The 19,216-nt window shown below is 40.6% G+C and carries 17 protein-coding genes and 1 pseudogene; 15 read left to right on the top strand and 3 right to left on the bottom strand.

Annotation, left to right across the window (positions count from 1 at the left end; genetic code table 11):
* Positions 1-86: 86 nt before the first annotated feature.
* The gene (locus IFO69_RS13195; protein WP_192010590.1) at positions 87-359 is read right to left on the bottom strand and encodes an acylphosphatase; all 273 of its coding nucleotides are present in this window, start codon (positions 357-359) and stop codon (positions 87-89) included.
* 178 nt (positions 360-537) lie between these two features.
* Here IFO69_RS13195 and IFO69_RS13190 point away from each other — a divergent pair, with 178 nt between their 5' ends.
* The 10 genes from IFO69_RS13190 (at position 538) to IFO69_RS13145 (ending at position 12,220) form a co-directional block, all read left to right on the top strand.
* A complete protein-coding gene (locus IFO69_RS13190) occupies positions 538-1,638 on the top strand; it encodes a vWA domain-containing protein (RefSeq protein ID WP_192010589.1) in 1,101 nt (366 codons plus the stop codon).
* Positions 1,639-1,640: 2 nt separating this feature from the next.
* Positions 1,641-3,167, top strand: a complete 1,527-nt coding sequence (locus tag IFO69_RS13185) for a P-loop NTPase family protein (RefSeq protein ID WP_192010588.1) — start codon at positions 1,641-1,643, stop codon at positions 3,165-3,167.
* A 350-nt stretch (positions 3,168-3,517) separates the two neighbouring features.
* Complete coding sequence (locus IFO69_RS13180; protein ID WP_192010587.1) at positions 3,518-4,759, top strand: hypothetical protein; 1,242 nt, start codon at positions 3,518-3,520, stop codon at positions 4,757-4,759.
* 523 nt (positions 4,760-5,282) lie between these two features.
* A complete protein-coding gene (locus tag IFO69_RS13175; protein WP_192010586.1) occupies positions 5,283-6,863 on the top strand; it encodes a serine hydrolase in 1,581 nt (526 codons plus the stop codon).
* Positions 6,864-7,614: 751 nt separating this feature from the next.
* Positions 7,615-8,166: a hypothetical protein gene (locus tag IFO69_RS13170; RefSeq protein WP_192010585.1), complete on the top strand. Its 552-nt coding sequence runs from the start codon at positions 7,615-7,617 to the stop codon at positions 8,164-8,166.
* Between the two features lies 1 nt (position 8,167).
* A complete protein-coding gene (locus IFO69_RS13165) occupies positions 8,168-8,803 on the top strand; it encodes an alpha/beta hydrolase (RefSeq protein ID WP_192010584.1) in 636 nt (211 codons plus the stop codon).
* A gap of 60 nt (positions 8,804-8,863) precedes the next feature.
* Positions 8,864-9,487, top strand: coding sequence for a transglycosylase domain-containing protein (locus IFO69_RS13160; protein WP_192010583.1), 624 nt, complete (start codon positions 8,864-8,866; stop codon positions 9,485-9,487).
* Positions 9,488-9,609: 122 nt separating this feature from the next.
* Positions 9,610-9,924, top strand: coding sequence for a hypothetical protein (locus IFO69_RS13155; RefSeq protein ID WP_192010582.1), 315 nt, complete (start codon positions 9,610-9,612; stop codon positions 9,922-9,924).
* A 53-nt stretch (positions 9,925-9,977) separates the two neighbouring features.
* Complete coding sequence (locus IFO69_RS13150; RefSeq protein WP_192010581.1) at positions 9,978-10,601, top strand: YdeI/OmpD-associated family protein; 624 nt, start codon at positions 9,978-9,980, stop codon at positions 10,599-10,601.
* A gap of 149 nt (positions 10,602-10,750) precedes the next feature.
* A complete protein-coding gene (locus tag IFO69_RS13145; protein WP_192010580.1) occupies positions 10,751-12,220 on the top strand; it encodes a M20 family peptidase in 1,470 nt (489 codons plus the stop codon).
* A 146-nt stretch (positions 12,221-12,366) separates the two neighbouring features.
* Here IFO69_RS13145 and IFO69_RS13140 read toward each other — a convergent pair whose 3' ends face one another.
* Positions 12,367-15,003, bottom strand: coding sequence for a glycoside hydrolase family 2 protein (locus IFO69_RS13140; RefSeq protein WP_192010579.1), 2,637 nt, complete (start codon positions 15,001-15,003; stop codon positions 12,367-12,369).
* A 507-nt stretch (positions 15,004-15,510) separates the two neighbouring features.
* Between IFO69_RS13140 and IFO69_RS13135 the strand changes: the two genes are divergently transcribed.
* The 4 genes and pseudogenes from IFO69_RS13135 to IFO69_RS21745 all read left to right on the top strand — a co-directional run.
* Positions 15,511-15,933, top strand: a complete 423-nt coding sequence (locus IFO69_RS13135; protein WP_192010578.1) for a hypothetical protein — start codon at positions 15,511-15,513, stop codon at positions 15,931-15,933.
* An 11-nt stretch (positions 15,934-15,944) separates the two neighbouring features.
* Entirely contained in the window at positions 15,945-16,610 is a 666-nt protein-coding gene (locus tag IFO69_RS13130) for a DNA alkylation repair protein (RefSeq protein ID WP_192010577.1), read from the top strand.
* Between the two features lie 156 nt (positions 16,611-16,766).
* Positions 16,767-17,375, top strand: coding sequence for a hypothetical protein (locus IFO69_RS13125; protein WP_192010576.1), 609 nt, complete (start codon positions 16,767-16,769; stop codon positions 17,373-17,375).
* A gap of 70 nt (positions 17,376-17,445) precedes the next feature.
* Positions 17,446-17,556: pseudogene (locus tag IFO69_RS21745) on the top strand (heme-binding domain-containing protein); the annotation flags it as partial.
* A 44-nt stretch (positions 17,557-17,600) separates the two neighbouring features.
* Here IFO69_RS21745 and IFO69_RS13115 read toward each other — a convergent pair.
* Positions 17,601-17,822: a VF530 family protein gene (locus IFO69_RS13115; protein ID WP_192010575.1), complete on the bottom strand. Its 222-nt coding sequence runs from the start codon at positions 17,820-17,822 to the stop codon at positions 17,601-17,603.
* 52 nt (positions 17,823-17,874) lie between these two features.
* On the opposite strand from IFO69_RS13115, the gene IFO69_RS13110 reads away from it, so the two are divergent.
* On the top strand, positions 17,875-19,191 hold the full coding sequence (locus tag IFO69_RS13110; protein WP_192010574.1) for a DEAD/DEAH box helicase: 1,317 nt from the start codon (positions 17,875-17,877) through the stop codon (positions 19,189-19,191).
* The last annotated feature ends 25 nt before the right edge of the window (positions 19,192-19,216 follow it).

Raw genomic sequence — 19,216 nt, 5'->3', positions numbered from 1 at the left:
GATCTAAAAATAACAAAAGGATTTACAATCCAATATTATAACTTGGTCAAAATAGGCTTTGAAACATGCAAAAGAATGGTCAAAACCTATTCATAAACGATCTCAAAACCATCAAACTTCCGGTCATAGCCTTCATCCAGCAACATCAAGCTTTGCACTGTTGCTTGGGACGGGCCTATCTTCAACCATTCTTCCATGGCCTTTACCTGAGTTTCATTTCCTTGAATAACAGTCACCACTGATCCGTCAGAATCATTTTTCACCCAACCTTTTATCCCTAACTCACGGGCTTTGTCTTGGGTGCTCTTCCTAAAAAATACCCCTTGAACTTTACCGAGGACTTTATACTTTTTATTCATATGATTCAAAACTTTTGGTACACAAATTTAAGAAAGATCAATTTCTGTAAAACATCTGTTTACATTCTTAATTGAATCTTTGTACCTTAAACGAAAACAAGTGGCCTTTACGAAGGTAAATTTCAAAAATTGATCATATTCCAAACTACCTGCATGCTATTCTTGTTATAGGTTCTGTATGAAAGGATTTAGATTTACCAAATACACCCCTCAAAAGGATCCGTCCAAAAACACCTTTGAAAACCTGTTGGAGATTTTTCTACAGCTGGTCACCATGACTGGTGGGGATGTCGCGGAAGCTTTGAGCTGGCTAACCAACCTGGACAACCGACACGGCCTGACCAACCCTGGGTATGGCATTGGTGATTTCATAGAAGACCTTAAAGACAAAGGTTATCTTACTGAAGAAAACCAAAAAGGAGAATTCAAGATTACGGGCAAGTCAGAACAGCAGATCCGAAAAAGTGCTTTGGAAGAAATTTTCGGAAAGCTAAAAAGAGGCAAGGGAGGCCAGCACCGCACCACCCATTCCGGGCAAGGTGATGAAAAGGGAACCGACCGAAGGCCATTTGAGTTTGGCGATAATTTGGAACAAATAGCCCTAACAGACTCATTAAGGAATGCCCAGATCAACCATGGATTTGGCGGCGATTTCCTGCTTACAGAAGATGACCTGGAGGTAACAGAAAACGAGTACCGGACACAGACCAGTACCGTGTTGATGATTGATATTTCCCACTCCATGATCCTATATGGAGAGGACCGCATCACTCCTGCCAAGAAAGTGGCCATGGCATTGGCCGAGCTCATCCAAACGCGCTACCCAAAGGACACTTTGGATATTATTGTCTTTGGAAATGACGCCTGGCAGATCGACATCAAAGACCTTCCCTACTTGCAGGTTGGTCCTTACCACACCAACACAGTGGCCGGGCTGCAACTGGCCATGGACCTTTTGCGTAAAAGAAAAAACCCCAACAAGCAAATCTTTATGATCACAGACGGAAAGCCAACCTGTCTAAAAGTCGGGATCAGGTATTATAAAAACAGCTTTGGAATAGACAGCAAAATCCTAAATGAAACCCTAAAACTCGCAGCCCAGTGCCGGAAACTAAAAGTCCCTGTGACCACCTTTATGATTGCCTCTGACCCTTACCTGAAGGAATTTGTAAAGGAGTTCACCAAGGTCAACAACGGCAATGCTTACTATAGTAGCCTAAAAGGGCTTGGGCACTTAATTTTTGAAGATTACAGAAGAAACAGAACAAAACGCTTTTAAGCATGACATACCAGCAATTGAAGAGCAAAGATTTATTGAAAATAAAAACTTTGGGAGAATTGAAAGCCGCAGGCTATCAAACCCAATCCATAAAAGAAGAACTTCGTCAAAACCTGATCAAAAAAATCAAAGCCAAAGAGAATGTCTTCGAAGGCATTTGGGGCTATGAGGACACGGTTATCCCTGACATTGAGCGGGCCATTCTTTCCCGTCACAACATCAATTTCCTCGGTCTCCGGGGACAGGCAAAGACAAGGATCGCCAGGCAAATGACCTTGTTGCTGGATGAATATATCCCAATAGTGGCTGGTTCAGAACTGAATGATGATCCATTACTTCCCTTGACCTCTTTTGCAAAGGAACTGATTGCTGAGAAAGGTGATGATACACCCATCTCCTGGTGGCACAGGGAAGAGCGCTATACCGAAAAGCTGGCCACCCCGGATGTTTCGGTTGCCGACTTGATTGGAGATGTGGACCCGATCAAAGCAGCCACCATGAAGCTCTCTTACAATGACGAGCGGGTGATACATTATGGGTTGGTGCCAAGATCCCATCGATCCATCTTTGTGATCAATGAGCTACCCGATTTGCAAGCCAGGATTCAGGTAGCCCTTTTCAATATTTTACAAGAAGGCGACATACAGATCCGGGGCTTTAAACTTAGACTTCCACTGGATATCCAGTTTGTGTTTACAGCCAACCCAGAAGACTATACCAACCGGGGAAGTATCGTCACACCGCTCAAGGACCGTATCGAGTCGCAGATTATTACCCATTACCCTAAGAGTATTGAAATTGGTAAGCAGATCACTGCGCAAGAAGCCAAGGTCAATGGTAAGCCCATGGAAAAAATCCATGTACCGGAATTGATGAAGGACCTGATCGAACAGGTGGCCGTAGAGGCAAGGGATAGTGAATATGTGGATGAGAAAAGTGGAGTTTCTGCACGTTTGACCATATCGGCTTATGAAAACTTACTTTCCGCAGCGGAGCGAAGGATTTACCTTAACGATGAAAACAATACTGTCACTCGAATCGCAGACTTGATCGGGATTATCCCAGCCATAACTGGCAAAGTCGAGTTGGTTTATGAAGGTGAGCAGGAAGGCGCTGGTTTGGTAGCCTACAACCTAATTGGTAAGGCTATCCGGACACTTTTCGCGGAATATTTCCCTACCCCAGAACAGAAGAAAAAAGACAAGGAGGGAAATCCTTATGTACTGCCTTTGTCCTGGTTTGGAGAAGGCAACCATATCGACATCCTGGCTTCACAAAGTGACAAGGAATACAAAAAAGCCTTGCACCAAGTGCCGGGACTGGAAAAAATCACTACCGAATTTGTAAAGAGTCTTCCAGAAAAGGAAAAGGAATTCTTTATGGAATTTGCCCTGCACGGCTTGGCAGAGTACAGTCAGCTCAGCAAAAAGCTGTTGGATACAGGCATGCAGTTCAAAGACCTTTTCAGTAGCATGTTTGATATGGGAGCTCCAACTGACGATGACTTTGATGATGATGATTTGAATTGATAGGCAAACCTATCTCACCAAAGAATCCCTTGATATTGACAAGGGATTCTTCTTGGCTGACTCATTTTTCATCATAGTTAACCTTCCATTTTTAAACTAATAAACACCAATTCTTGTGTATTTTTTTCTTATTTTAATACCAGTAAGCTACAGGACTACAGATACTTTCTCAAAATTTTGTATTGAGGAATCTCTTTTACTACCGCAACAAAGTTGATGTTTTTCAAACATTGCCATGTTTGCGCAAGGACTATTCTTTTGATTAGAAAGCTATTTGGTTCATGCCAATGCTACGCTCGGGCATGATCTTATATTCTACATTACTGATTTTAATTTCATCGCAAATCACCATGAAAAAAATCATTCTTTTTCTACTTTTCTTGAGCTTATTTTATCGCCAATCAATTGCCCAAGATCGTTTTTTTGTCATACATGCCAAAGACAGTATTCACGGAAAACCTCGCTTTACCTCCAGCTTTGGAGTCAATATGAAGCTGAACGGCTACCTGGATCTTTTTGGGGGCTTACAGGACAATGAAACCTTTAATGTGGGTTTGATCAATGTCTTTGGAACAGATGATCAGGCAAGCCTCCATATCGACATGTACCAAACACAGCTAAAATTTGAAACCAGCTTGATCACTCTTAGTGGACAACAAATCAATGCGGTGGTGGAATCTGATTTTTGGGGAGGCAATGGAACCGTCAGGTTAAGGAAAGCTTTTGTGGAAACAGATCATTGGCAAATCGGCCAAAACTGGCACAACTTCGGTGATGAAATGATTTGGCCCAATATTATGGAATGGGAAGGGCCTCCCTCTGGGGTTTGGCAAAGGGTGCCTCATATCAAATATAAAAACACCTTCAACGACAAAAGATACATTTATGAAATAAGCCTCGAAGCACCGCTCAATGACTACACCCCTTACAAAGACCTTGAGCCTTTTGTGCAGGAAACGGATCAATTCACTCCTGACCTGACAGCGGCTGTGCGCTATTTAGAGCCTTGGGGACACCTCCGACTTGCCTCTGTTCTCAGGCATATCCGTTATGCTTTGCAAGGTGAGGAAGATAGTTTTATGGGTTATGGATTTAGCTTTTCTGGCCTATACCGTCCTGCTGACTCCAAAGACAACCTACAATTTCAGGTGATTGGAGGTAAAGGCATAACGGCTTTTATGACCAGTATTGCCGGGCAAGGCTATGACGGCTATCCCAATATAGATGGCTCTTTTAGTGCAACCCCTGTATTTGGTGGCTGGTCCAGTTATGAATACTTTATCACACCTCGGCTACATGCCAATGCCGTCATCGGCTACACCAATTTCAATATCAAAGACGCCTCCAGGTACATCTTACTTTCAGATCAGGAAGTTTCTGATATCTACCTCAACGGCCAACTCAAACATGAACATTATTATGGGATATTCAATATGATGTATGATCCCTATGAACGCATGACCATTGGCCTTGAACTTGATTATGGTGTCAAAAGGCTGGACGGTGAGGGCAGCATCAACCAGCTTTTTGTTGACCGTAGTCAATCCAGAGATGCCATGCGCATCAGCTTTGGTTTTATGTTTTACTTCTGATGTTTTTTACTCTGACCCTCATCAGGCTTTACCCATCAATGACTTGTAAAAGACTGACTTTATTTGGTTTACATGATTTACCGTGGGTAACTTTTTATATTGTTTACCAAATTTCAGTCTGGCTTTCACCTCATCACCTTTGTTACTTTTTTCCTACAGATGAAAAAAGTAACCAAAAAAAACCGCCGCTGCGCATCTATTGAGCTAATCCCGATAGCGGGATTAGCCTGCCCTCATGCAGGCAAACTCCTCCTGTATGGCTGCCAGTGCCCCTTCTGTTCAGTATTCCGTCAAACAAGCCTGCCTTCCCTCTCCTTTAATTTCTTAACGCCCAATATCTGCAAGGCGGATCTATCAATATATTTGAGGAGTTCCTTAAGGACCTAGATAAGATATTATTCGTTATTAATTTTTAGCTAGACTATTCCATATAGAGCACTTTATTTTTAGGGAAGAACTTCCAAAGCCCTTATCAATTCTTTTGAATTTGCTATCTTGATAAACTGGCCTAAATATATATAAAATGAAAAATATTTTTTTAAGATTATTATTGATCCTGGTAATTGGGTTGCCCTGCAACAGGGCATTTTCTCAAGTCAGCTCGGAAGAAATTGATGCTATCGTGCAGAAAGCTATGGAAAGTTTCACCGTAGCCGGTGCCGCTGTGGCCGTGGTGAAAGACGGCAAAATCGTCCATCAAAAAGGATATGGGCTCACCTCCATCGATGGCAAGGCCAAAGTCGATGAACATACCAATTTTGGCATTGCTTCTAACTCAAAAGCTTTTACCACAGCGGCTTTGGCCCTATTAGTGGAAGAGGGCAAACTCTCCTGGACAGATAAGGTCATTGACCATATTCCCGAGTTTAAAATGTACAATGATTATGTTACCCAAAATTTTAATATCCAAGATTTGCTCACACACCGGTCGGGGCTGGGGCTCGGCATAGGAGACCTGATGTTTTTTCCTGACGGATCGGATTTCACAGTGGATGATATCCTCTCCAGTTTCCAGCATTTCAAGCCAGAATCCGCTTTCCGCACAAAGTTTGACTATGACAATCTCCTGTACATTGTGGCAGGTGAAGTCATCCATCGCGTAAGCGGCAAAACCTGGGAACAGTTTATCAGCGAGCGAATTTTTACACCACTCCAGATGGACCATTCTTTTGCTTCCTACACTTTCATCAAAGACAAAAGCAATGTGGCCTCTCCCCATCTCAGCAATGACAAACAAATTACCTTGGTAGAACCCGAGCAATGGGATCCAAGCAAACTTAACGGAGCTGCAGGAGGGATTTATTCTAATGTAAACGACTTGGCCAATTGGATGCTGATGCAGCTTAATGAGGGAAAATATGGAGAAAATTTGGAGCAGCAGCTTTTTTCGGAAGCAAGCCAGCGTGAAATGTGGAAAATCCATACCACTTTAAATGTGAATATAAATCCCCGCTACAATTCTCACTTTAATGGCTATGGGCTAGGTTGGTTTTTGACTGATGTCAAAGGCAATATGATGGTTTCCCACACAGGAGGGTTGATTGGGATGTTATCCAAAACGGTATTGATTCCAGATTTGGATCTGGGCATTGTGGTATTGACCAATACCGTTTTGGACGGAGCGGGAGTTTTCTCGTCTGTTACCCAATCCATTTTGGATAAGTATTTGGGACTAGAGGAATTTGACTGGAATGGATTCTATGCGGAAAGGTTGCACCAAAGTAACCATGAAGCGGATGAAATCGTCGCTACCATATGGAACACGGTCGAAACGGCAGACCAATCCATGCTTAAGCTCAATAATTATACAGGAATTTTTGAAGACCCTTGGTTTGGGAAAATAGAGATTTCCCAAAAGGGCGAACAATTATGGTTCAGCTCATACCGCTCTCCTAAAGTCAGTGGTCCCATGTATTATTACAAAGCCAACACCTTTGTCGCCAAATGGGAAAGCGCCAGTCTGCCGGATGCCGATGCCTTTGTGATGTTCCAATTGGATGAGGAAGGCAAGGCCCAAAGCATCAAAATGAAAGGCATCTCACCCGCTATTGACTTTAGTTTTGACTTTCATGATTTGGATCTTCATAGGGTAAGTGAAAATTAGTTTGAAGGACAACAGCCAGGTTTTATCTCGTCTAAAAATGATTGAAGTTTATATCTTTGACCATCAAAATTTATAGCGTTTTTCGAGTAAAATTTCATGACACTTAATTTAAACCCTTACACCACTCTCTGGACAAAACCCAGAGAGACTATTGAAAACTTAATTAATAAAGGGGAAAAAGGATCTATTTATCCTATTCCGATCTTAGTATATGGGTTAACATTGGGGCTAGAAATACCTCTTGATGTATTTTCTATGTTTGACAACAACCTACCCATATTTTATAAGATCACTGTTTATCTCCTATGTTCTGCCTTCGGAATTGGTTTTTCATTCATTAGTTTTAGATATGTTTTACCATGGATTTTAGGTACTATTGGTAAGATATGGAATGGAAAAGCCTCTATTTTAGACCTTTCTAATATTATTTCATTTTCTATCATTCCTCATATTTTAATACTCGTCTACCAATTAATTTTAATACTTTTTGGAATTAAACCTACTATGACAAACATCAACCCAATATTCCAATTTTCGATAGGGCTCATATGTTTAAGGCTTCTAATTATAGGAATATCTTTTACCCAAGGTTTTAGCTATGGGACTTCTCTTCTGAGCATATTATTAATGTGCTTACCCCTGTTCGTCATCCAACTCCTACTGTACCTTTAAGCCAAAACATTTTGAATCAAATTACTTCTCAAGGGTTCGATCATTGAATTTTCGATAAACTGTATAACTTTTAAACTATATGAAAAGAAACTTTTTAAAAATTGAAACCAATAATGTTAATGTCTATTTGACTTTTACTCCAAATCCTCCATTAGTTTTAAAGTTGATCCTAATTACTTTTTGCTTAATTGTATTTACAGCTCCTGTTTTTATCATTATCAATGTGGAAGAAAGCGAAATAGGAAAGTTCATTTTGGGTATGTCAATATATTATTTACTAATGTTTTTAAGCCTAGGCAGGTACACATTATGGAATATATTTGGAGAGGAAAGATTAATAGTGAGTACCAGGTCTATTAGTCACCAACACCACTATGGATTCTTTGACACTAATTTAAAAACACAAAAGTTTGACACTATTTATATACAATTTCAGAAGACCAACACTGTAAATGATATTGATTATGGAAAAATCGAATTCTACAGTCAAGACGAAAATGGAATTTTAACAATTCTATATGAAACGACCATTATTGTTAGTGAGGATAAAATCAAGGAGTCAATTAATGATATAGAAAAACTATTTTATCTAGAAACAATTAGTGTTTTCGGCCAAATTCATAATAATTGAAATGAAAATTTATGGCATAAGTGGATTGGGAGCTGACCAAAGGGTCTTCAAGTATTTAACCTTGGATGCTGAACTAATTCCCATTGAATGGGTCCAACACCAGAAAAAAGAATCCATCGAGGCATATGCCCTTCGACTTTCAAAGGCCATAGATACGGGTGCTGATTTTGGAATTCTTGGAGTAAGTTTTGGAGGACTTATCGCAGTAGAGATCAGTAAAGTTCTAAAGCCTAAACTGACCATCTTGATTTCCTCTGCGGAAACTAAAAGTGAGTTGCTCCCACTTTTCAGGGGAATTGGTAAAACAGGGATCTTAAAAATACTTCCGGCACAAGCTTTCGACCCACCTAGGAAAATGGCCCAATTTCTTTTTGGAACATCAAATAAGCAGCTTTTAAACAATATTCTTGATGACACTAATTTAGATTTCGCCAAATGGGCGGTCAATGCTTTGACTAATTGGCAAAACCAAGACCGCATCAATAATGCTTTAAAAATACATGGTACCCAAGACAAATTACTTCCATTGAACAATCATAAAAATGTAAAACTTATTGAAAGAGGGGAGCACTTTATGATTGTAGACCGAGCGTCAGAAATCAGCCAATTGATCAATAAATACCTGGACTCTTTTTAGTTGACACTTTATTTGGACAGTAGAAGATGAATGAAAAAATAGAAAATCGTCTTAATTGGGATGGTCTTGTTTTTGACCTCCACAACTGTTTACTGCATTATGGTGGTGATCAAGGCCAGGGCCCAAACGCCAGACATTGTCCTTCAGGCTCTTCACTCAGATAATATTCATTTATCGCTTCATGACCTCAGCAAAAGCCAGCTATCTGAACTTCTGAAAGTTCAGGACCCTAACTTTTATGCTCATCATGGCTTTGACATCAGCACTCCAGGTACCGGAATAACCACGCTAAGTCAGGGTTTGGTAAAACAATTTTACTTCGATGATTTCAAACCAGGCTTGGCCAAAATCAAACAAACGTTGATCGCCCGATTTGCTTTCGACCCAATGACACCAAAAGACACCATATTGACCTTGTTTATCAATTATGCTTATATGGGCCATATAGAAGGCAGGGCCATTCACGGCTTCCAGCCTGCCGCTGAATTTTATTTTAAGAAAAATTTTGCCGATTTGAATGAAGATGAATACCTCGCTTTGATCGCCATGATCCGAGCTCCCAACACTTTTCATTACCTTTATCACAGAAAAGCAAATGATTTAAGAGTAAGCAGAATCAAAAGATACCTTTCTGAGGATTACATCCCAAAGGATAATGGTGACTTTCTGTATGATCGGGAATAATTTCCAGCATAAAAAAACAAATAACCAAAACACTGTCAACTTATTAGATTCATAATTTTTCATTTGGGTGATCGTTAAAATATTTCTAAATTCTGAAAGCTTTTTAAACATTAACCATCATCATGAAGACTTTACTTAGCATCATTCTTCCAACAATCATCATTTTAACGCCTATACTGGTATTTTTTGTCTACCGGTTCAACATCAAAGAGAATATCAGGCAAAAAATATTGATATCTGGAGCCTTACTTTTTCTATTTGGTTTACTTGTACCTCGACTTGCTACTTTTGTCTCTCTCTATAGGCTAGGGCCGGGTACAGATGAAAATACCAGATGTGCTATTGGTGCCACAGTTTTTTTCTATTTTGGCTACTTGATTAATTTGGCCGGTATCCCTATTCTTAGTACAATTTTCTATTTTACAGGAAAGAAGTAGTTTACATTACCAACCTTTTTGGACAAATTGGACTAAAAGCCATCAATAAGACCATGAATACCAATGTCGAGGATTATTTTACGGATGGGTGCGGTAGGTGCCCACTAGGAGGTACGCCGGATTGCAAAGTCCACCTTTGGACACAGGAATTGAAGCTGCTCAGGCAAATTGTCCGAGAATGTGGCCTGGCTGAAGAAAGCAAATGGGGCGTTCCTTGCTATACCCACAACCAAAAGAACGTTGCCATCATCAGCGCTTTTAAGAACCACTGTGCGCTGAGCTTTTTTAAAGGCTCCCTATTGAAAGATGAAGAGGGGCTTTTGGAAAAACCCGGTGAGAATACCCAAGCAGGAAGGATCATCAAGTTCACCAATGTCCAGAAAATACAGGAATTACAAGCTACCCTAAAAGCCTATCTCTTTGAAGCCATTGAAGTAGAACAGGCGGGTTTAGCAGTAGAATACAAAGAGACTTCAGCTTATGATGTCCCTGAGGAATTCCAGCAAAAACTGGATGAAGACCCCGGCATCAAAGCGGCTTTTGAGGCCTTGACACCGGGCAGGCAAAAAGGTTACCTATTGCACTTTTCACAGGCCAAGCAATCCAAGACCCGGGAAGCAAGAATAGAAAAATGCCTCCCCATGATCTTTGCTGGAAAAGGGCTCCATGACCGTTAGTACATATAATCAATCGCTTTCAAAAACCCTGTTCGGTAATTCTTCCAACAAATAAGTCCAACACTTATATTCAGTTCATCAGTTTTAATTTTTACCTTAATACAACAACCAACTCTTGACCTGTATCTCCTGACATAACCTCCTCTCCAATGAAACTCTTCAAAAAAGGTATTTTATTTCTCTTGGTAGCTTTTCTGTTTTTTGTCGCATATCTGTTCTTCAATATGTTTACTTTTCCTTCCAAGCAAATCAGCAGAAAGCCTATTGAGCCGCTTCAAATAAGCTCCACTTCTGTTTCCAACTTTTCCAAGGCCATTCAGATCCAAACCGTTTCACCGGAAGACCCCAAAGACTTTGACACCCTTCAATTCCAGCAGTTTGCTGATTTTCTCAGCAGCACTTATCCACTTGCAGATTCATTGCTCGACAAAAAAAACTTTAATGATTTTAGTTTTCTATATCATTGGGAAGGCAGCAAACCCGATTTGAAACCTATCATTCTTATGGGGCACTTAGATGTGGTACCCGTTATTGAAGAAAATATCCCAGATTGGAAGGAAAGCCCTTTTGGAGGTGAGATCATCCAAGACACCATTTGGGGGCGAGGAACCATCGATGATAAAGTGGGGGTTATCGGAATCTTGGAAGCTACAGAACGGTTGTTACAAAATGGCTATCAGCCTGAGAGAAGCATTTATCTCGCCTTTGGTCATGACGAAGAAATAGGTGGAGTGAAAGGTGCCCAAGCCATAGCGGCCTACCTTAAAGAACAAAATGTCCAGGCTGAATTTGTGTTGGATGAGGGTGGAAGCATTGTCCAAAACATGGTACCGGGAATCCCAGGAGATGTGGCACTGATAGGCATAGCGGAAAAAGGTTTTGTCAGTTTATCCTTATCAGTAAAAGTAGAAGGAGGGCACTCCTCCATGCCAGAGAGAGAAACAGCGATTGACATCCTTTCGAGTGCTATCGCCAAACTGAAGCAAAAACCATTTCCATCCCTGATTTCTGCTCCAATCGATGGCTTTATCCAATATTTGGGACCAGAGATGCCCTTTGTAAACAAACTCGTTTTCGCCAACAAACCTATCTTTAGCTCGGTAATCACCAAAATATATGAAGGAAGTGCATCAGGTAATGCCTTGGTAAGAACCACCACCTCACCTACCATCTTTAACAGTGGAGTCAAGGAAAATATCATTCCCCAGTCTGCCAAGGCCACTATCAATTTCAGGATAATTCCCGGCGAAACCATTGAGTCGGTGGAGGAGAGGGTCAAAAAAACCATCAATGATGAACGGATTCACATTCAGCGCAGTGCCTTTATTTCCAATCCTTCCAAGGTATCCAAAACAGATTCATTTGGCTTCCAAACCATCCAAGAGACCATCACGGAAACCTTCCCCTCCACCTTGGTTTCTCCCTACTTGGTAGTGGGCGGCACAGACTCCCGTCACTTCAATGAAATTTCAGATGATATCTATCGGTTCTCAGCCATCAAGCTCAACAAAGGAAACATCAAGTCATTTCATGGCCTCAACGAACGAATTCCAGTAAGTGACTTTGAAAATTCTATCCGCTTTTATCATCAATTGATTCTAAACGCTACAGAAAACTAAGTCCATGCATTAACCGATCAAAAAATGGCCGAATTTTTCTATAACAAAGGGTTTGAACTGAAAATATCCTATATCTATTTTAACGAAAGATAAAAAAATGACACCGAACTTATGCCCGGTGTCATTTGTAATTATTTCAACATGGATTATCTTATCTCTATGGTTTGAGTAGGGGTATTCCAGCCACCAATTTCAATCAATGCATCAGTACTTTTCAGTTTGTCATAGCTTACTGTAATTGTCTTCTCTTCCCCAGGCACCAATGAAACATAGTTGTCACTAAAGAAAGTAGGCAAGAGCCTCTCCCTAGTGTCTGCATCAACCAAAGAAAGTCGGTTAAAGAAAGACACGGTATTATCCGCTGAATTGCTTACTGTCACACTGATTTCGCTATCGGAAATCTTGGTAGCCTCCACTTTCAACTGAGCGCTGGCCATTTCTTGCAATCCAGAATAGTTGCCTTCTGCATCCGGTATCCAATAAAAGTTATCACTGACTAACTCTTGGTCCACATTCAAGAGCTGTACCGCCAAAAACAGGCCTTTTTCATTACTCAACTCTTGAATGCTCTTCTGAAGGGACATGATCAAACGGATACTGGCCGGTTCGATGTAGTTAAATACTTGAGTCAATCGTTTGCTCTTACCATCCATGTCATAAGCTGTCACTCGAAGCATCAGGTCATGCTGCTGCTCAAAAGTATTGTTGGCGATCATGATATTTCCTTTCACAGGGTCATACATGGCATGCAAAGCCTCACTTCCTTCGCGAAGCCCATAGAGACAAGCATTCGGATCCAGGTAATAGTCATACATCTGTCCACGAAGCGCCGTCCAAGGATTCTGAGTTTTCCAAATGATCACCCCAGTATACCAATCCCACATGTGGGCCGTAAAGCCTTCCATCAAGCCCCTGTATTGGTTGTAATTCACCAACTGGGCTTTGGTCGCAAAATCTTCCATATCACGTGGTGTACCATAAGGTTCCATGGAATTGCCATAGTCAATATATTTGTGATAAGTCCAGACTTCATCCTTTACCTTCTCAGTACCTTCCATTTCAATTGGAATCACTTGGTTTTCTTCCGGTAAAAATCGTCTTAATGAAACAGCATCTCCAGTTCCCACAGAGCCTACTTCTGAGTTAAATGGCCAGGTGCGCTCTGCCCAGAAAGTACTGATATCCTGAATACCATAAGGGCCATCACCGTTTCCTCCTTTAAAATTATAAGACATTTCATCCGAATTGGAATAATCGATAAACCAACGGGTCCCGTCGTATTCCGGTAAAATCTCCTCTTTGATGGCATGCATGATATCTGCTGGGGGAGTAATCTCATTTCCGCCACACCAGATGGCCAAAGAGGCATGATTACGAAGCATTTTCACGACATCTTTGGCAGATTCAATAAACAAGGAATGATCATCCGGGTATTGTCTGCGGGTCCATTGGTCTTCCTTCTTTTTGGGGTCTAACCAACGGCCGTTACAATCTCCTGACATCCAAAAGTCCTGAATGACCAACAATCCGTATTTGTCACAAGCTTCATAAAACTCTGGACGCTCTGGCAAGGCTCCTCCCCAAATTCGGATCAGGTTTAGATTCATATCCCTATGGAATCGGATTTCAGCATCATACCTTTCTTTGGAAAACCTCAACATGGCATCCGAGATGATCCAGTTCCCTCCTTTGATAAAGATCTTCTGCCCATTTACGGAAATTTGCTTACTCAGCGTATGGGCATTCCAATCTGTCTGAATCTCTCTTACCCCAAAGGTTACTTTTTCGCTGTCAGAAGTCTGGCCATCCGTCAGGAATTTTATATCCATATCATAAAGGTTTTGCTCTCCATAGCCACTTGGCCACCATAATTTTGGGGCTTCCAAGATAAAATCCGGCAAATCTACCTCAACGGTTTTATGAGCTTTAAGACTCACTGTTTTGCTCACCGTCTGCCCAGCTAAAGTATATTGCAAAGTTCCCTTCACGGGAACAGAAAGAGTATTTTGAAGTTCTGCTGACACTTTGATGGTAGCAGGATCTTGTTCTTCTCCAGGCTTTCTTACACCTTCCACCAAGGTGACAATGTGGGGATTCTTCAAGTTGACGGCCCCGGTTTTTTCAATAAAAACCTTGTCCCAGATCCCTGTATTTCGATCTCTAACAGGTTGGATCCAATCCCAGCCGGCAGTATACTGCAGGGCCACTCCTTTGGCAATGGTCCCATCGCCCCCTTGCCCTCCATTGGGATTCCCCACATGATCCGCTGGATGCACCAGAACAGCCAACCTGTTTTTTCCATTCTCAGCCAAGAAGGACGTAATGTTAAATTGCTTACGCAAATACATGCCTTTGTAGGGTTCCGCATTGACTTTTTGGCCGTTTAGAAAAACCTCTACACTGTAGTTGATTCCTCGGAAACTTAACCAAACTTGCTCTCCTTCTTTGGCTTTTTCGGTGAAATCTTTGGCAAACCAATAGGTATAATGTTCACGGCCTGTTTCATAAATGTCCTTGATTTTTTCATTGTTCATGCCGTAGAATGGGTCAGGAACTTTACCATTATTGAGTAGGGTGGTAAGCACCGTACCGGGAACAGTGGCCGGCATCCACTTTTCTAAGGAATAGTCAGTGCTGGAGAGTTCAGAGCCTGTGGCCTTAGTATCTCCAATGGGATTACAGTACCATTCACTGTTTAATTCATAGCGATTCTGTGCCGCAGCAATCTGAATACAGCACAAAGTGAGTACACAGATTTTGAAGAATAGGTAAGAAATTTTCATAGGTTTTGTATAGGTTGAATAGGTAAATAAGTTCTCTGATTATCCGCTTTGATGCCAGTAACCATACATCCTTTGCTCAAGTGGTCGGAAGCCTGAAGCCTGAAGACCGAAGCAGTTGATACTTTAATCAAAAGGGTATTTTCTACTCGCTTTTAATCTTTACTGGTAGAATTGCGGATATACATAATAAGTTTTGTAAAAATTTTACAAAACACACTTAAATATAGCAAATAATTTTATTATCTATTTCATTTACTTAAATCTACGCAATTAATTCAACCATAAAATTCAAATTTTACACCCAAAGATTCCATTTAGGTTTATTTTGTAAGCTCATTAAATCTCAAACCAAATGGTTACCCAAAGCTACCCAGACAGCTAATTAAGTAAGTTTCCTTTTGATCAGATTCCATTAGTTTGGCCATAGAAAGCACATCCGGTATGGCTATCAATTCCTTAAAACTATTATCTTAGCAGAAAGCAACTAACATTTTTTATATTCAAAACATGAGCCTAATTGAATGGATTGGGGAATCCATAAGCCCCAAAAAGGTAGGAAACATTGCAAATGAAGCACCTGCTTACAGCCGAAAATCAAAAGTATTTATCATCCTGAACTTTATCATTTCAGGATTGATTTTAGCGAGCTATTATTATCTCCTCTTCCGTAATGAACCTTCTATAAGTATCAAGGAGATTGGTTTTAGCAGTATTATTATCCTGTGCTATTTATTGATGAGTTACTACTTCAAACCAAAGCCAGATTATGATAATGTTGGAATATTTGGAGGGATCATTGATCATCCCTTTAGAATTTCAGATGATTTCAATAGGATCCTAATCGTGTTGAAAATACTGCTTATTCCTGGTAGGTATGTTGCGTCTTCTATCCGGGATTTTTATAAATTCGTTAAAATCACTAGAAATTAAGAAATACTAAAATGACCCTTTCTGAAGTACTCAGCCAGCTTGAAGCCTTGGGCAGTGAAAGAATGCGGCTCCAAAATGCCAAGCGAGGAGCGCATGATAACCAATACGGTGTCAAAATGGGAGACATCCGTGCTTTGGCAAAGAAAATAAAAAGCGACCACCCACTGGCGCTTCAACTTTGGGCTACTGAAAACATCGATGCCAGATTAGTGGCCATCCTGATCATGAAACCAAAGGAGCTTTCTGACAAGGAATTGGACGAAATGGTCAAATCCCTGAAATTCTCTCAGGTTTCAGATTGGTTCAATTCCTATGTGATCAAAGAACATCCAAATAAAACAGCTTTCAGGGAAGCTTGGATGAACGATAAAAACCCTTGGGCTGCTCGAGCTGGATGGAACCTCACCAGTAGCTTGATCAACAAAGGAGCAGAAGGATTTGACCTTAATGCTATACTCGATCGATTGGAAAAGGAAATGGGCAGTGCTGCCCCTGAAGCGCAATGGACCATGAATTTCAGCTTGGCCCATATTGGGATTCATCATCCTGAATATCGGCAAAGAGCCCTTGAAATAGGAGAAAAGCTAGGACTTTATAGGGATTACCCTACTTCTAAAGGCTGTACCTCACCCTTTGCCCCTATCTGGATCAATGAAATGGTCAGCCGTAAAAAATAGTTTTACTACAGTTGCTCAAGCTTGATTTTATGATATTGAATGTTGATTATCTCCTTGCTTACCAGCAAACACATTTTCTTAAGGCATTATAAAAAAAATCGAACATATAAGTTAAAAGGATCTGCAGGTATATGCTCGTTGGCCCCCATTAAGAAAATGAAGGATCTAATTTACATATTGACTGTCTTGACATTTTTTGGATGTGGTAATACGGTGAAAAAAGAAACTACCACTACCTCTGACAGAATGGAACTTGTTCCTGAACCTGATAAAGACCTGAGAGAAGAACATGAAAAGTCAATGGAAAAAAATTCAGAGCAAGCTGCCTCTACTACTTACATGGGGAAAACTGAGGATTTTTTGAACCTTAAAGACAAAGAACTTCAAGCAGATTTCTTTTACAAGCTAGATTCAATAAGAAAGGTGCAATATCCTAACAATGATCAAGAAGCTTCAATAACGGTCGACTTGACACCAGAATATTTGATTGAGTTTCTCGCTGACATTAACTCAGACTCTCTAACTGCAAATAAACAGTTCGAAAAAGAGTATCATTTTAATATAGCTCCCAAAGATTATACAGGCTCCGAGATTTGTAAAGACAAAATTGCTGTGAGTTTTGACGCTGAGAATTGCTCGTTTAGACTGAATATTTACAACACCTTTCTAGTTGAACCCGATTGGTGTACAGAATCAATGGCCGTTTATGGATTCAAAATCAAAAATGATGAAATCGTTGACTTTTGGAGACAAGAAGCAGGATAAAAAATAAAAACGTGTGCCAATAACGGTTCCATGAATAATCATTGTTCCCATTGTCTGACAAAGCCATAAATTAGAAGAAATAGTGGAAGTAATCGAAGAAGGTGAAATGCCATTGGAATCTTATAGCTTCATGGGAATGCACAGTGAAGCCAATCTTACGGAAACTGAAAATCAGCATTGATGAATTAGGCAAAAAAACAAATGGCTGCTTTAAAACCACTTATCTTACTTCTTTTTCAAAAGATCCAGATAAAGTGCTTCTACCTTATCTCTTGCCCAAGGAGTTTTCCTAAGAAACTTAAGACTGCTTTTGATACTTGGGTCATTGATAAAACAATTGATGCGCACCATGTCGCCAAGGTTTTCCCAGCCATAGTATTTCACCAAAACTGTAATAATTTGCTCAAGTTTTACCCCGTGCATGGGGTTATTGGGTTGTTCTTCCATGGAATAGACACATTATACTGATTTATAAAGATACTTGAATTACCTTTGTTCCATGACACTTTTAAGCATAAATCAAAAAGCAATATTATCAAGCCTTGGCTTCGACGCACTCAATGAAATGCAGGAAGCCACTGTAGCGGCCTCCAGTAAACACTCCAAGATCAAGCTTTTAGCTCCTACGGGAAGTGGTAAAACGGTAGCCTATTTGATGAGCATTTTGCCCAAACTCGAAGAAAAGGAAGGTGTTCAAGCGCTGATCTTAGCACCTACAAGGGAGCTGGTCTTGCAGATTGAAAGTGTCTTAAAGCAAATGAAGCTGCCCGTAAAGGTCAATGCCTGCTATGGAGGGCACCTTTTCAGCATAGAAAGAAAAAACTTCTCTGTGCCACCGACCATTTTGGTGGGTACTCCCGGAAGGATCAAAGACCATCTCGAAAGAGGAACCTTTGACCCCAAAGGTATTTCCCAACTTGTTTTTGATGAGTTTGACAAAGCTTTGGAACTGGGTTTCACAGGGCAGATGCGTTATATAACCAGTCAGCTTTTTAATGTAAAAGATAAAATTTTGGTTTCTGCAACAGACGGAATTGAAATACCCTATTTTTTGGATTTCGACGATCATTACACAGTGGAAGCGGAAGGAGAAGGCAAGCCCAGCATACAAATCAAAAAATTGGTTACTCCAAAAGGCGAAAAGCTAGAAGGTTTGCTTTCATTGATTCAAAATCTCAAAGCAGGTCAAAATGTGATCGTATTTGCTAACCACAGGGACGCTTGTGACCGAATAGGAGAATTTCTGGACCAACATCAAATCATTTTCTCCCTCTTTAGAGGTGGCTTGGAGCAGGATGAAAGAGAATCCCAGCTAACCAAGTTCAGAAATGGCAGTGCCCAGGTCTTGATTGCTACGGACATTGCTTCTCGAGGCATTGATATTCCGGCCTTGGATTATGTGGTTCATTTTCAAATTCCATCTCAGGAGACTACCTTTTTACACCGAAATGGGAGAACAGCCAGAATGAAAGCTTCAGGAACCAGTGTGCTGATCATGTCAGAAACAGATTATTTACCACCCTACCTGACACATCAACCTGAAACTCTTCTTCTCCATGAGGGAGAAAAGAACATCGAGCCTCCATTTGCTACTTTGCACATCAACAAAGGCAAAAAACATAAGGTAAACAAAATCGATTTGGTGGGCTTTTTCCTTCAATTTGACTTTATGGATAAAGAGGATTTGGGCCTGATCGAAGTGAAGGATTTTTTCTCCTATGTGGCCATAAAACGCGGCAAATACCAACAGGCGATTGATGCCTCCAAATCTCATAAAATCAAAAGGAAATCCATCAAAGTGAGTTTGGCAAAATAAGATTGCCAATTTGATCACTATTTTG

The organism is Echinicola arenosa (assembly GCF_014841125.1).
GTDB classification, from domain to species: domain Bacteria; phylum Bacteroidota; class Bacteroidia; order Cytophagales; family Cyclobacteriaceae; genus Echinicola; species Echinicola arenosa.
This window is presented reverse-complemented; position numbering and strand designations above follow the sequence as displayed.

Bases quoted from the DNA above. Each gene is read 5' to 3' on its own strand.
- IFO69_RS13195 (WP_192010590.1), bottom strand. From the start codon at position 359: ATGAATAAAAAGTATAAAGTCCTCGGTAAAGTTCAAGGGGTATTTTTT.
- IFO69_RS13135 (WP_192010578.1), top strand. From the start codon at position 15,511: ATGAGCCTAATTGAATGGATTGGGGAATCCATAAGCCCCAAAAAGGTA.
- IFO69_RS13185 (WP_192010588.1), top strand. From the start codon at position 1,641: ATGACATACCAGCAATTGAAGAGCAAAGATTTATTGAAAATAAAAACT.
- IFO69_RS13115 (WP_192010575.1), bottom strand. From the start codon at position 17,822: ATGGAAGAACAACCCAATAACCCCATGCACGGGGTAAAACTTGAGCAA.
- IFO69_RS13130 (WP_192010577.1), top strand. From the start codon at position 15,945: ATGACCCTTTCTGAAGTACTCAGCCAGCTTGAAGCCTTGGGCAGTGAA.
- IFO69_RS13155 (WP_192010582.1), top strand. From the start codon at position 9,610: ATGAAGACTTTACTTAGCATCATTCTTCCAACAATCATCATTTTAACG.
- IFO69_RS13180 (WP_192010587.1), top strand. From the start codon at position 3,518: ATGAAAAAAATCATTCTTTTTCTACTTTTCTTGAGCTTATTTTATCGC.
- IFO69_RS13110 (WP_192010574.1), top strand. From the start codon at position 17,875: ATGACACTTTTAAGCATAAATCAAAAAGCAATATTATCAAGCCTTGGC.
- IFO69_RS13125 (WP_192010576.1), top strand. From the start codon at position 16,767: ATGAAGGATCTAATTTACATATTGACTGTCTTGACATTTTTTGGATGT.
- IFO69_RS13190 (WP_192010589.1), top strand. From the start codon at position 538: ATGAAAGGATTTAGATTTACCAAATACACCCCTCAAAAGGATCCGTCC.
- IFO69_RS13175 (WP_192010586.1), top strand. From the start codon at position 5,283: ATGAAAAATATTTTTTTAAGATTATTATTGATCCTGGTAATTGGGTTG.
- IFO69_RS13140 (WP_192010579.1), bottom strand. From the start codon at position 15,003: ATGAAAATTTCTTACCTATTCTTCAAAATCTGTGTACTCACTTTGTGC.
- IFO69_RS13150 (WP_192010581.1), top strand. From the start codon at position 9,978: ATGAATACCAATGTCGAGGATTATTTTACGGATGGGTGCGGTAGGTGC.
- IFO69_RS13145 (WP_192010580.1), top strand. From the start codon at position 10,751: ATGAAACTCTTCAAAAAAGGTATTTTATTTCTCTTGGTAGCTTTTCTG.
- IFO69_RS13165 (WP_192010584.1), top strand. From the start codon at position 8,168: ATGAAAATTTATGGCATAAGTGGATTGGGAGCTGACCAAAGGGTCTTC.
- IFO69_RS13170 (WP_192010585.1), top strand. From the start codon at position 7,615: ATGAAAAGAAACTTTTTAAAAATTGAAACCAATAATGTTAATGTCTAT.
- IFO69_RS13160 (WP_192010583.1), top strand. From the start codon at position 8,864: ATGGTCTTGTTTTTGACCTCCACAACTGTTTACTGCATTATGGTGGTG.